Source organism: Bacillus sp. LBG-1-113, from assembly GCF_020708615.1.
Classification (GTDB): domain Bacteria; phylum Bacillota; class Bacilli; order Bacillales; family Bacillaceae; genus Bacillus; species Bacillus mojavensis.
On sequence record NZ_JAJFDG010000002.1, the window covers coordinates 20,852 to 33,302 of the forward strand.

13 protein-coding genes and 1 pseudogene are annotated in these 12,451 nt (G+C 42.6%); 13 read left to right on the forward strand and 1 reads right to left on the reverse strand.

Going from position 1 to position 12,451, the window contains the following annotated elements:
- The first annotated feature begins 3 nt into the window (after positions 1 to 3).
- From LJF29_RS06195 to LJF29_RS06255, 13 genes and pseudogenes are all read left to right on the forward strand, one after another.
- The gene (locus LJF29_RS06195) at positions 4 to 711 is read left to right on the forward strand and encodes a hypothetical protein (protein WP_229147599.1); all 708 of its coding nucleotides are present in this window, start codon (positions 4 to 6) and stop codon (positions 709 to 711) included.
- 357 nt (positions 712 to 1,068) lie between these two features.
- Positions 1,069 to 2,964: a serine/threonine protein kinase PrkA gene (prkA, locus tag LJF29_RS06200; protein WP_010333499.1), complete on the forward strand. Its 1,896-nt coding sequence runs from the start codon at positions 1,069 to 1,071 to the stop codon at positions 2,962 to 2,964.
- Between the two features lie 178 nt (positions 2,965 to 3,142).
- Positions 3,143 to 4,321 (forward strand): sporulation protein YhbH, encoded by a 1,179-nt coding sequence (gene yhbH / locus LJF29_RS06205; protein ID WP_010333500.1) that lies wholly within the window; start codon positions 3,143 to 3,145, stop codon positions 4,319 to 4,321.
- Positions 4,322 to 4,480: 159 nt separating this feature from the next.
- A complete protein-coding gene (locus LJF29_RS06210) occupies positions 4,481 to 4,945 on the forward strand; it encodes a MarR family transcriptional regulator (RefSeq protein WP_010333501.1) in 465 nt (154 codons plus the stop codon).
- Between the two features lie 35 nt (positions 4,946 to 4,980).
- Positions 4,981 to 5,647: pseudogene (locus LJF29_RS06215) on the forward strand (HlyD family efflux transporter periplasmic adaptor subunit).
- A 40-nt stretch (positions 5,648 to 5,687) separates the two neighbouring features.
- Positions 5,688 to 7,292, forward strand: coding sequence for an MFS transporter (locus LJF29_RS06220; protein ID WP_010333503.1), 1,605 nt, complete (start codon positions 5,688 to 5,690; stop codon positions 7,290 to 7,292).
- A gap of 22 nt (positions 7,293 to 7,314) precedes the next feature.
- Entirely contained in the window at positions 7,315 to 7,845 is a 531-nt protein-coding gene (locus LJF29_RS06225; protein ID WP_010333504.1) for an NAD(P)H-dependent oxidoreductase, read from the forward strand.
- Between the two features lie 12 nt (positions 7,846 to 7,857).
- Positions 7,858 to 8,232, forward strand: a complete 375-nt coding sequence (locus LJF29_RS06230; RefSeq protein ID WP_010333505.1) for a hypothetical protein — start codon at positions 7,858 to 7,860, stop codon at positions 8,230 to 8,232.
- 169 nt (positions 8,233 to 8,401) lie between these two features.
- Positions 8,402 to 9,181, forward strand: a complete 780-nt coding sequence (locus tag LJF29_RS06235) for a hypothetical protein (protein WP_229147600.1) — start codon at positions 8,402 to 8,404, stop codon at positions 9,179 to 9,181.
- A 5-nt stretch (positions 9,182 to 9,186) separates the two neighbouring features.
- The gene (locus tag LJF29_RS06240; RefSeq protein ID WP_010333507.1) at positions 9,187 to 9,558 is read left to right on the forward strand and encodes a GntR family transcriptional regulator; all 372 of its coding nucleotides are present in this window, start codon (positions 9,187 to 9,189) and stop codon (positions 9,556 to 9,558) included.
- Positions 9,555 to 10,253, forward strand: coding sequence for an ABC transporter ATP-binding protein (locus tag LJF29_RS06245; protein ID WP_229147601.1), 699 nt, complete (start codon positions 9,555 to 9,557; stop codon positions 10,251 to 10,253). The genes LJF29_RS06240 and LJF29_RS06245 overlap by 4 nt, the downstream gene beginning before the upstream one ends.
- 16 nt (positions 10,254 to 10,269) lie before the next feature.
- Positions 10,270 to 11,187 (forward strand): ABC transporter ATP-binding protein, encoded by a 918-nt coding sequence (locus LJF29_RS06250; protein WP_229147602.1) that lies wholly within the window; start codon positions 10,270 to 10,272, stop codon positions 11,185 to 11,187.
- On the forward strand, positions 11,180 to 12,121 hold the full coding sequence (locus tag LJF29_RS06255) for an ABC transporter permease (RefSeq protein ID WP_168747275.1): 942 nt from the start codon (positions 11,180 to 11,182) through the stop codon (positions 12,119 to 12,121). Before LJF29_RS06250 ends, LJF29_RS06255 begins: the two co-directional genes overlap by 8 nt.
- A gap of 92 nt (positions 12,122 to 12,213) precedes the next feature.
- On the opposite strand, the gene cspB is transcribed toward LJF29_RS06255, so the two are convergent.
- Positions 12,214 to 12,417, reverse strand: a complete 204-nt coding sequence (gene cspB / locus LJF29_RS06260) for a cold shock-like protein CspB (RefSeq protein WP_010333511.1) — start codon at positions 12,415 to 12,417, stop codon at positions 12,214 to 12,216.
- Positions 12,418 to 12,451 lie beyond the last annotated feature (34 nt).

Consider the following 12,451-nt stretch of genomic DNA (forward strand, 5'->3'; position numbering starts at 1 on the left):
CATATGGAAACAGCAAAAGTAGGACATTTAAAATTATATGGTGCCGGGCACGCTTCGGGAGGCGCCTATCACCATGTCAGCATCAAAGGTGAAGGTGTGATTGGAGAAGGACTGTCCGCTGCAGGCTGCCGCATATACGGCACAGGCCGTTTTCTCGGGAACGCGGAGACTGAACGGCTGAAAGTACTCGGAGAAAGCGAGTTTGAAGGCGATTTGAGTGCGGGCAAAATCAGTATATACGGGACAATGCAAGTCAGAGGCGCTCTTCATGTTGGCCGATTGAAGCTGAAAGGTCTGACTGAGATCGGCGGCAATATGGCAGGGGATTCGTGCGAAGCAAAAGGAAAGCTCAGCGTTAAAGGCGATTGTGAAATCGAATCGTTTCATATCACTGGCTGTGTGGACGTAACAGGGTTGCTGAATGCAGGCGAGATTGATATCGGATTGAGTCATGATACCAGCCGGGTCCGGGAAATAGGCGGAACGTCTGTTACAGTAAAAAAACGTGCGCGCTTTTTTACGCGAAAAAAAGCGAGACTAACTGCGGAGCTGATTGAGGGAGATAAAATCTATTTGGAACATACCGAGGCGGCGGTGGTCAGAGGGAAAGAAGTTGTTATCGGGCCAGGCTGTAAAATCGGCACAATTGAATTTGAAAACAAATGCGAATGCGATCAGCATTCAAAAGTTATGAAAAGAGTTAAGTTGTAAAACATTGTTCTGTTACACAGAGAAAGGGTGCTCTCAAGAGAGAGCACCCTTTTCTTTTTATTCTTTTCCCGGCTTACTATCGTATCCTGCGGTAAAAATTGATACTAAAAAAGTGACAATGACACCCATCATGATGATTGTTTTCACCGTCTCTCCCCCTCTTCAATTTTTCCTGCTGTCCGAGTCTGGATGATTCTGTATTTTCTTTATTATGAACGCACGCAGTCTGCCTTGTCAACGCTGCATAGGGTATCTTTATTTTTAAGAAACCAAAGCATGTATCACGGGCTGACGGCATAGATTGTATCAAAGTACCTTTTTTTGCACAGCGCATCAAACATGATAGAGGAGGTCCTTATGGATATATTAAAGAAAATTGAAAAGTACAGAGAGGAAGAGCAGCGTCTGAAATGGGAAGGAACATTCGCTGATTATTTGGAGATTATTAAAGAAAATCCAATGGTCGCGCAATCTGCTCATTCTCGTGTTTTTAATATGATAAAAGACAGCGGGATAGAGGAGATTGACGGACGGAAGAAGTACAGCTTTTTTGACCGCGAGCTGTTCGGGCTTGAAGAATCCCTCGAGCGCCTTGTGGAGGAATATTTTCATCCGGCCGCGAAAAGGCTTGATGTCAGAAAGCGCATTCTGCTTTTAATGGGTCCTGTGAGCGGCGGTAAATCAACGCTGGTCACGATGCTCAAAAAAGGTCTTGAAGCGTACACGCTGACGGATAATGGTGCTGTATATGCGATTAAAGGCTGCCCGATGCACGAGGACCCCCTTCATTTAATCCCCCATCATTTGCGGGAGGATTTTTACAGAGAATACGGCATTAGAATAGAAGGAAGCCTTTCACCATTAAATGTGATGAGGCTGGAGGAAGAGTACGGAGGGCGAATTGAAGATGTGAGGGTGGAGCGAATCTTCTTTTCTGAGGATAAGCGTACGGGAATCGGCACCTTCAGTCCGTCTGATCCGAAATCTCAGGATATTGCCGATTTGACGGGAAGTATTGATTTCTCAACCATTGCTGAATACGGTTCTGAATCTGATCCGCGCGCCTACCGGTTTGACGGAGAGCTGAACAAGGCGAACCGAGGCATGATGGAGTTTCAGGAGATGCTGAAATGTGATGAGAAGTTCCTCTGGCATTTGCTCTCACTGACACAGGAAGGGAATTTTAAAGCCGGGCGATTTGCGTTAATTTCCGCTGATGAGCTGATCGTGGCTCACACGAATGAAACGGAGTATCGCTCATTTATTTCTAATAAGAAAAACGAAGCCCTGCACTCCAGAATCATTGTGATGCCTGTTCCTTATAACTTAAAAGTGTCTGAGGAAGAAAGAATTTATGAAAAAATGATCGCAGAAAGTGATGTATCGGATGTTCATATTGCTCCGCACACACTTAAGGTCGCCGCGATGTTTTCAATCCTTACGCGATTAAAAGAGCCGAAGCGGTCTGATATTGATCTGGTGAAGAAAATGAGACTATATGACGGTGAAAGTGTAGAAGGCTTTAATTCAGTGGACGTTGAGGACATGAAGAAAGAATATAATGATGAGGGCATGAGCGGAATTGACCCGCGCTACGTGATTAACCGCATTTCTTCTACCATTATCAGAAAAAATATGGAGTCGATCAATTCCCTTGATGTTCTCCGTTCTTTAAAAGAAGGACTTGATCAGCATCCGTCTATTTCAAACGAGGATCGGGAACGGTACTTGAATCTTATTTCTGCAGCCCGTAAGGAATATGATGATATTGCGAAGAAGGAAGTCCAAAAAGCGTTTGTGTATTCTTATGAAGAATCAGCCAAAACGCTGATGGATAATTATCTCGACAACGTAGAGGCTTATTGCAATAAAAATAAGCTGCGTGACCCTTTGACAGGAGAAGAAATGAATCCGGACGAAAAGCTGATGAGATCAATCGAAGAACAGATCGGCATTTCCGAAAACGCTAAAAAAGCGTTCCGCGAAGAAATTTTAATCCGCATCTCCGCGTATGCGAGAAAAGGAAAGCGGTTTGACTACAATTCCCACGAAAGACTGCGTGAAGCCATTCAGAAAAAATTGTTTGCTGACTTGAAGGATGTTGTTAAAATTACGACCTCAACGAAAACCCCTGATGAGCAGCAATTGAAGAAAGTAAATGAAGTCGTAGCCCGTTTAATTGATGAGCACGGCTACAACTCGACGAGTGCCAATGAGCTGCTGAAATACGTCGGCAGCCTGCTGAACCGATAAGCAAGTGACCCGTCCGGACAGGGCGGGTTGTTTTGTACCATTTTCTAAATAGTTTGTCAATTAACTGTACTTATGCGCATATGATGAATATAAATCTTTTCGAAAGACTTGTTTCATAATCTGGCACAAGCCGGAATAGGTATGTATCACGACCACAAATGGTTAAGGAGGGGAATTCATGTCCCAAAATGACAGCGGCCATTTTTTGATTTCTGAGGAAAACTGGTCCCTCCATCGCAAAGGCTTCGATGACCAGCAGCGCCACCAGAAAAAAGTACAGGAAGCCATCAAAAACAATCTGCCGGATCTCGTAACTGAGGAAAGCATTATTATGTCTAACGGCAAAGATGTAGTGAAAATTCCTATCCGCTCACTGGATGAGTATAAAATCCGCTATAACTACGATAAAAATAAACACGTAGGGCAAGGGGACGGCGACAGCCAGGTTGGAGATGTTGTAGCCCGGGACGGATCAGACAAAAAACAGGGGCCGGGTAAAGGACAGGGAGCCGGAGATCAGGCGGGCGAGGACTATTATGAAGCAGAAGTTTCACTAATGGATTTAGAAGAAGCGCTCTTCAAAGAATTAGAGCTTCCGAATCTCCAGCAAAAAGAAAGAGATAATATCATTCACACGGATATCGAGTTTAACGATATCCGAAAAACAGGGTTAACCGGTAATATTGATAAGAAAAGAACAATGATGTCGGCTTTTAAACGCAACGCGATGACAGGGAAGCCGTCTTTCTATCCGATTTATCCGGAGGACTTAAAATATAAAACATGGAACGATGTCACGAAGCCTGAGTCAAAAGCTGTCGTGTTAGCAATGATGGATACGAGCGGCAGTATGGGCGTGTGGGAAAAGTATATGGCGAGAAGCTTCTTTTTCTGGATGACCCGCTTTTTACGGACGAAATATGAAACAGTTGAAATTGAATTTATTGCTCATCATACAGAAGCAAAAGTTGTGTCTGAGGAAGATTTCTTTTCAAAAGGAGAAAGCGGCGGAACAATCTGTTCTTCCGTATATCGAAAGTCACTTGAACTGATTGATGAAAAATACAGCCCCGCCCGTTATAATATTTACCCTTTTCACTTCTCTGACGGCGACAATCTGACATCTGATAATGCGCGTTGCGTGAAATTGGTGAATGATATTATGAAGAAAGCGAATTTGTTCTGCTATGGCGAGGTCAATCAATACAACAGACATTCGACGTTAATGTCGGCTTATAAAAATGTAAAAGACGAGAAATTCAAATACTATATTTTAAAACAAAAGTCAGACGTTTTTCAGGCGCTGAAGAACTTTTTTAGAAATGAAGAAGCTGGCATCAGCCATCAATTATCCTAGTGAATAGCCCATTTCAGGGCTTTTTTTTATTTAAAAAAAGTAAGAAAGCGATTGCGAAAAAAATAAGAGGGAAAAAGAGATTTTTCCTTTGACAAATCTTCTTTCATTTATTAATATTTTATCTTGTGAACTATTATTGAGGAATGAGGTGAAAAGGAGTTGACTGAATCAGAACGTGCTTTGCTCACTTTTGAACAGCTCTTCGATACGTCTCGGGCTATCTATAAAAAACAGAAGAAGATATTGGAGATTGTGCTTGAGCCTTTTGATATTACAGTCCTTCAATATTTACTGATGTTTAAAATTCATCAAAGCGGAAGCACGCCGCTCAGCAAGCTGGCCATGTCTCTAGATCTTAAGCCTGCTTCTGTGACCCGGATGACCGATATCCTATATAACCGGCAATTGATGAATCGGTATGACAGTCCGGATGACCGCCGTATCGTAATGATTCAGTTAACCGAAGAGGGGGAAGAACTTTTACAAGAAGCCGCTGTGCAATACGCAAAAATGGGCGCGAGCCTGTATCAGAAGCTTGACACGTCTCAGCTTCAATATTTGCGTAAGCTTGCCGGAAGTTTATCAAAGCTTGCTGAAGGCTGTGCAGAAAAAAGCGGTAATTAAAAACATCCCACATATTTTCACCAGCTTTCCACAAAATGATAGAGGAAGAAACGAAAGGAGAAAAACAAAATGAACAGAGGACGTTTAATTCTGACCAACATTATCGGTTTGATTGTTGTTCTTGCAATTATAGGCGGAGGTGCTTACTACTATTATCAAAGCACAAACTACGTAAAAACAGATGAAGCAAAAGTAGCCGGCGATATGGCAGCTATTTCAGCTCCGGCAGCAGGTAAAGTATCCGACTGGGATCTTGAAGAAGGAAAAACAGTGAAAAAAGGCGACATAGTTGCAAAAATCAAAGGTGAACAAACTGTTGATGTAAAATCCATCATGGATGGAACAATTGTGAAAAACGAAGTGAAAAACGGACAAACCGTACAAGCTGGCACAACAATTGCGCAAACGATTGACATGGACAACCTTTATATCACAGCAAATATTAAAGAAACAGATATTGCAGATGTTGAAGTAGGAAATAGTGTAGACGTAGTAGTCGACGGAGATCCTGATACAACATTTGATGGTACTGTAGAAGAAATTGGCTATGCGACTAACTCAACTTTTGATATGCTTCCATCTACAAATTCAAGCGGAAACTACACAAAAGTAACTCAAAAAGTTCCAGTTAAAATTTCAATCAAAAACCCATCTGATAAGGTGCTTCCAGGTATGAATGCATCTGTTAAAATCTCTGAGTAAAACAGATCAGTCATCAAACCATGAAAGGAGGTTGTCTTAGATGGCTACAGGCAAAGAAAAAAATACAAAAAGCCCTATGACATTGCTGATTGTGCTAATGTCGGGTTTATTCTTGGCAATACTAAACCAAACATTGCTTAACGTCGCAATGCCGCACTTAATGACTGAATTTGGCGTAAGTGCAACGACGATTCAGTGGCTCACAACAGGTTACATGCTTGTAAACGGCGTATTAATTCCGTTATCTGCCTTCCTGATTACACGCTTTGGCCAACGGAGTCTCTTTCTCGTCGCCATGTTCTGTTTTACGCTCGGTACGTTAGTCTGCGGTATCGCACCTAACTTCTCTACAATGCTGATCGGCCGTTTAATCCAGGCCGTGGGCGGAGGTATCTTGCAGCCGCTTGTTATGACAACCATTCTGTTAATCTTCCCGCCTGAAAGCAGGGGGAAAGGAATGGGGATTTTCGGACTTGCGATGATGTTTGCTCCAGCGGTCGGCCCGACTCTTTCCGGGTGGATTATTGAGCATTACACATGGCGCATCATGTTTTACGGACTTGTGCCAGTCGGCGCAATTGTTATCATCGTGGCTTTCTTCATCTTTAAGAATTTGGTGGAGCCGCAAAAAATCAAACTCGACACTCTTGGAGCGATCCTCTCGATTGTCGGATTCGCATCCTTATTATACGGAGTCAGTGAAGCGGGTTCTGACGGCTGGACCGACCCGGTTGTACTGTCTACAGTTATAATTGGCGTCATTGCAATTATTGCTTTTGTTGTTCAGCAATTGCGTCATGATGATCCGATGCTTGATTTCAGAGTGTTTAAATACGACATTTTCTCACTCTCAAGTGTTATTAATATCATTATTACAGTGGCACTTTACACTGGTATGTTCCTGTTACCGATCTATCTGCAAAACCTGGTCGGATTTACGGCGCTTCAATCCGGTCTGCTTCTGCTTCCGGGTGCGATCGTGATGCTGATCATGTCACCGATCTCAGGTATTTTGTTTGATAAATTCGGCCCGAGACCGCTTGCGATTATCGGACTGGTCGTGACAGTGGTGACAACATTCCAATATACGCAATTGACCATTGATACACCGTATACACACATTATGCTTGTATACTCAATTCGCGCATTCGGTATGTCACTCTTAATGATGCCTGTCATGACGGCTGGGATGAACCAGCTTCCTGCCCGTCTGAACAGTCACGGAACAGCGATGAGCAACACGCTCCGCCAAATCAGCGGATCGATTGGAACAAGCTTAATTACGACGATTTATACAAACCGTACGACATTCCATTATTCACAAATTGCAGATAAAACAAGCACGGCGGACCCGAACTTCCTCCATGCGTTCCAAAATGCAGTTTCGAATATAATGGTGAATATGAATGTACCCTATGAGACAGCAAAAACGTATGTTTACTCACATATTTACAAACACGCGTCACTCGATTCAAACGTCATGGGGATTAATGACGCCTTTATGTGGGCGACATTATTCTGTGTGGCAGGTGTGATTCTCAGTCTTTTCCTGCGTGATGTCAGAAAAGATAAATTGCGTGCGGAGAAAAAGAAAAAAGAGGAGCTTTCATTGCTTCCGGCTCCAAAAGAAGTGAAGGAATCTTAAACTGTACAGGGAGGTTTCCTAAATGAAAATTTATGTAGTGTATGACAGTGAAGGTGAACATACAAAGGTATTGGCAGAAGCGATTGCTGAAGGTGCTCGGGAAAACGACACGGCTGAAGTATTCATCGACCACGTAGATCAGGCGGATATCCGCAAGCTTAAAGACATGGACGCGATTATTTGGGGATGCCCCGGGCATTTCGGAACAATCAGTGCAGGTCTGAAAACTTGGATCGACAGACTCGGCTACTTGTGGGCTGAAGGCGAGCTGATCAACAAAGTCGGCGCAGTATTCTGCACAACGGCAACAACACACGGCGGTTTGGAAATGACAATGCACAACTTAATTACGCCAATGTTCCACCAAGGGATGATTGTTGTGGGTCTGCCTGGCAATGTGCCTGAAAACGCACTGTACGGTTCTTACTACGGAGCGGGCGTCACTTGTCCAGTAGACAGTGATGAGTTAATGTCTGAGGAAGGTATTCAGCTGGGCCGCGCATTAGGAAGACGCGTCAGCCAAGTCACAGGAAACTTAACAGCCGGACAGTAAGGAGAGGTTAAAATGGCCATTATAATAGCAATTATTGCTGCTGTCATTGTGATTGCGGGCCTTATCACGTATAATGTCCGCAACGCCTCTGCTGGACTCGAGAAGCGAGAAACAGCTGAAAAAATCGCCCCTCCAGAAGAGGAAAAAAACGAAGCAAAATACCCTGCTGAAGCACGGGCTGCTGAGCATGTCCCAGCCGTTGTAAAAACTGACTCTGGAAAAGAGAAAAGTGACTCAATTGGGGATGATTTCTACCGGCAGGCGCTTCAAAAGTTTAAGCATTCTGAGGAAGATCAGAAAGAAAAAGAGGTCACTGAAAAAAGTGACAAAATGCAGGACAGCAGTTATCGAGATGCGCTGCTCTCCATGAAAAACAAAAAGAAATAATATCAAAGGCAAATCCGTTTACTCTTGGCGGGTTTGCTTTTTTTATGCTGTTTAAATGTATAAAACTTGGTTATTTATTAAATAAATCCATGGAATATGTTGTATTTTGGGAAGTCATAGTGTACTATTTGAGTCATACACTTTATAAGTGTTTTTAGGGGGAAAAACAATGAAGCCGTTTTGGGGTTTAGTAAAAAAGGATCTGAGACTGTCAAAGATGCGGTTTTTTGCATGTCTCTGTGCAGTCGTACTATTATCTGCCGGGAGCTTTTTATTCGAACGATTGGCTGAAGAACCTTTAGCTGTTTTTGGATGCTGGGTTGTGCTTGCCATTTTTCAAGTATTTTTAGCTCCTTTGCTGGTCTACAATTGTCTTCGTGTAGAGGGGAAAAACCAGCTATGGTTATATAATCCGAACGGCGCAGCCACGCTTTTACTCTCGAAGCTGACTGCCGGTCTTGTCTATCAATTCATTTTTCAGTTTTTGATTTCAGTTTACGGAATCTCTCTTTATCAATACCTTGACTCAAAAGCGCTCATTGCTGATCAAGTCCCGCTTGCAGGCACGATACTGGTCTTTAATCTTTATGGGCTGGTATTTACTGCTTATCTTTCCTGTGCGGTAATCCTGCTGTGGAATGTGTTTCATTCTTTAAAATCAAGTTCTTCCTTCATCAGACGGTTTCGCTGGTTCATTTGTATGTTACTGGGGGTAGGGTGGTTTTATGTAGAGGACCATTTGATCATACCTTGGCTGACACCGCTGGATAAACTGTATTATTTCACAACGTATGGAGATGTCGGTTTTACATACAAGGGATCCTTAGGGTGGCGTGTGGAATTAAACATCTTCCATCTTCCATATCCGTCCATTATTGTCATGCTGGTATTGGCAGCTGTGTTTCTTTTTCTGGCTTCCAGGCTCCTGCAGCGAAAAGTTGAGGTGTAGAGAAAATGAAACAAGACTTTCAATCCTCTAAACCGATTTATATGCAAATTGCTGATCAAATTTTTTATAGGCTGGTCAGAAAGGAGCTTGTTCCCGGAGACAAGCTGCCGTCTGTCAGAGAAATGGCAATTCAAACAAAAGTAAATCCGAATACGATTCAAAGAACCTACAGTGAAATGGAAAGGCTGGGAATTGTGGAGACAAGAAGAGGGCAAGGCACATTTATCGCTGAAAAAGCTGAAATCGTGGATGAACTGAAAGAGAGGCTTACCCGTGAAGTGTTTGAAAGTTTTATTCATCAAATGGCAGAGCTGGGATTAACAAAAGAAGAAATGCTGGCAGGGATTAAAAAATACACGAAAGGAGGACAGGAATGAATATTGTATTTGACAATGTGTCTAAGAGATACGGCGGCCATACGGGGGTGAATAAAATATCCTTTACTTTATTCCCAGGAAAAATTTACGGGCTTTTGGGCTCGAATGGCAGCGGGAAATCGACAACCTTAAAATTAATCGCCGGACTGATGTTCCCTACTTCAGGTACAGTGAAAGCAGGTGAACAGCCTGTAACAAGACACATGATCAAGTACACGGCTTATCTAACAGAGCTAGACATGTTTTATCCCGGATTTACGGTGAAAGATATGCTCGATTTTTACGAATCACAGTTCCCTGACTTTCAAATGGAAAAAGCCTATCAGCTGCTTGAAGAAATGCAGCTGAAGCCTGAAAAAAAGATAAAGCAGCTTTCCAAGGGGAGTCGAGGCCGTCTTAAAATCGTGCTGGCACTATCAAGAAGAGCTTCCGTCATTCTATTGGATGAGCCTTTTTCCGGTCTTGATCCGATGGTCAGGGATTCAATTGTCAACAGCCTCGTTTCTTATATTGATTTTGAGCAGCAAATCGTTGTCATAGCCACACACGAAATTGATGAAATTGAAACCCTGCTTGACGAGGTCATCGTACTCGCCGACGGAGAAAAAGTGGCACAGCGTAATGTGGAAGAGATTCGCGAGCAGGAAGGTATGTCCGTGCTGCAATGGTTTAAAACGAATATGAAAGTTTACTAGAAAGAGGAGGAATTTGATGAAAACAGTATTGGAATTAAAAAATGTGACAAAAAACATCAGAGGCCGGACGATCATTGATCAACTGAGTTTTACGATTCGCGAAGGCGAAGTATTTGGATTTCTGGGACCGAATGGAGCGGGGAAAACGACGACAATCAGAATGATGGTCGGTTTAATGAAGCTGTCACAAGGTGATGTGCTTATTTGCGGCCAATCAATCACGAAAGATTATGCCAAGGCAATCAAACATATCGGGGCTATTGTAGAGAATCCAGAGCTGTATAAATTTTTAAGCGGATATAAAAATCTCCAGCAATACGCAAGGATGGTAAAGGGTGTCACGAAGGAAAAAATTGATGAAGTGGTGGAACTAGTCGGCCTCAAAGATAGAATCCATGATAAAGTGAAAACCTATTCACTGGGGATGAGACAGCGTCTCGGCTTGGCACAATGCCTTCTGCACGATCCGAAAGTGCTGATTTTGGATGAACCGACAAACGGCCTTGATCCGGCGGGAATCAGAGAAATCAGAGACCATTTAAAGAAGCTGACGCGAGAAAGAGGAATGGCTGTCATCGTATCAAGTCATCTGCTGTCAGAAATGGAACTAATGTGTGACCGAATTGCGATTATCCAAAAAGGAAAGCTTATCGATATTCAGAATGTAAGAGATGAAATAACTGATGAAAAGGATACATATTTCTTCCAAGTGGAGCAGCCGAAGGAAACTGCTGCGATTCTAAGAGAATATGATTCGTTAATCAAGACAAACGGTTTGGAAATCAAACTGGCTAAAGAAGACGTCCCTGCAGTGATTGAATTGCTGGTCATGCAGCAAATCCGCATTTATGAAGTCAAAGTGATTACAAAATCATTAGAGGACCGTTTCTTAGAAATCACAGGCGAAGCAAAAGAGGAGGTTCAACATGCTTAATTTGATTTATAATGAGTGGATCAAAATTTTCAGCCGTGTTGGAACATGGGTGATGATCGGAATTCTTGCTTTGACAATGATCGGGTGGGCATTTTTAACAAACCACTTTTCAACCGATGAAGCAAATCCGAAGTGGAAAGAGACGCTTCAAGCACAAAATAGTGATTTGAAGAAGGCAATGAAAGAAGATCCTTCCCTGAAAGGACAATATGAAGAAACGATCACAATCAATAACTATCGAATTGAACATAATATCCCGAGTGACACTGGATATACCGTTTGGTCTTATGTAACGGATTCTGCCGGTTTTACAATCCTTACTGGGCTGTTCACGATTATAATTGCAGCTGGCATCGTCGCAAACGAATTTAACTGGGGTACGGTTAAGCTGTTAATGATCCGGCCGCTCAGCCGTTTTCAAATTCTGCTTTCTAAATATATTACCGTTCTTTTATTTGGTCTCTTATTGCTGTTTATTTTATTTATAGGTTCAACTTTGCTGGGACTGGTCTTTTTTGGAACAGGCGGGGACACTGCCGCGAATGTTCATTTAATCTATAAGGATGGTCATGTATTGGAGCAAAATATGTTGGGATATTTGGCCAAAACGTATCTCTCAGAATCTGTTGCGGCTTTAATGCTGGCTACGATGGCATTTATGCTGTCCGCAGTATTTAGAAACAGCTCTCTTGCTGTAGGGTTCTCCATCTTTTTATTGGTAACGGGCACGACAGCCACTGCGTTTATGGCGGTGAAGTTTGACTGGGCGAAGTATATTTTATTTGCGAATGTTAATTTGATGCAGTATGTAGAGGGAACACCGTTAGTCGAAGGGATGACAATGACATTCTCCATTGTGATGCTGGTGATTTATTTTGTTGTCTTCCTGTTGCTTGCTTTCGGAATCTTTATGAAACGGGATATTGCGAACTAATGAAAAAAAGCTGTTTTGCATAAGCAAAACAGCTTTTTCTTTAAAATAAGAACTGCAGGCTTGCACCTGCAGTTCTTATTATCAATTTATGCTTACGCTTCTTTAGTAACGTTAGCAGCTTGTGGTCCACGGTTTCCTTCAACGATTTCGAAAGAAACTGATTGGCCTTCTTCTAAAGTTTTGAAGCCTTCGCCTTGAATAGCAGAGAAATGAACGAATACATCGTCTTGACCTTCTACTTCGATGAATCCGAAACCTTTTTCAGAGTTGAACCATTTTACTTTACCTTCTAACATGAAATTTCCTCCTAAAGCGATCATAACGCTTAAA

Excerpts from the sequence above, each read along its gene's own strand:
- LJF29_RS06195 (WP_229147599.1), top strand. The coding sequence starts at position 4 with ATGGAAACAGCAAAAGTAGGACATTTAAAATTATATGGTGCCGGGCAC.
- LJF29_RS06245 (WP_229147601.1), top strand. The coding sequence starts at position 9,555 with ATGAATATTGTATTTGACAATGTGTCTAAGAGATACGGCGGCCATACG.
- prkA (WP_010333499.1), top strand. The coding sequence starts at position 1,069 with ATGGATATATTAAAGAAAATTGAAAAGTACAGAGAGGAAGAGCAGCGT.
- yhbH (WP_010333500.1), top strand. The coding sequence starts at position 3,143 with ATGTCCCAAAATGACAGCGGCCATTTTTTGATTTCTGAGGAAAACTGG.
- LJF29_RS06255 (WP_168747275.1), top strand. The coding sequence starts at position 11,180 with ATGCTTAATTTGATTTATAATGAGTGGATCAAAATTTTCAGCCGTGTT.
- LJF29_RS06235 (WP_229147600.1), top strand. The coding sequence starts at position 8,402 with ATGAAGCCGTTTTGGGGTTTAGTAAAAAAGGATCTGAGACTGTCAAAG.
- LJF29_RS06230 (WP_010333505.1), top strand. The coding sequence starts at position 7,858 with ATGGCCATTATAATAGCAATTATTGCTGCTGTCATTGTGATTGCGGGC.
- LJF29_RS06225 (WP_010333504.1), top strand. The coding sequence starts at position 7,315 with ATGAAAATTTATGTAGTGTATGACAGTGAAGGTGAACATACAAAGGTA.
- LJF29_RS06250 (WP_229147602.1), top strand. The coding sequence starts at position 10,270 with ATGAAAACAGTATTGGAATTAAAAAATGTGACAAAAAACATCAGAGGC.
- LJF29_RS06240 (WP_010333507.1), top strand. The coding sequence starts at position 9,187 with ATGAAACAAGACTTTCAATCCTCTAAACCGATTTATATGCAAATTGCT.
- LJF29_RS06220 (WP_010333503.1), top strand. The coding sequence starts at position 5,688 with ATGGCTACAGGCAAAGAAAAAAATACAAAAAGCCCTATGACATTGCTG.
- cspB (WP_010333511.1), bottom strand. The coding sequence starts at position 12,417 with ATGTTAGAAGGTAAAGTAAAATGGTTCAACTCTGAAAAAGGTTTCGGA.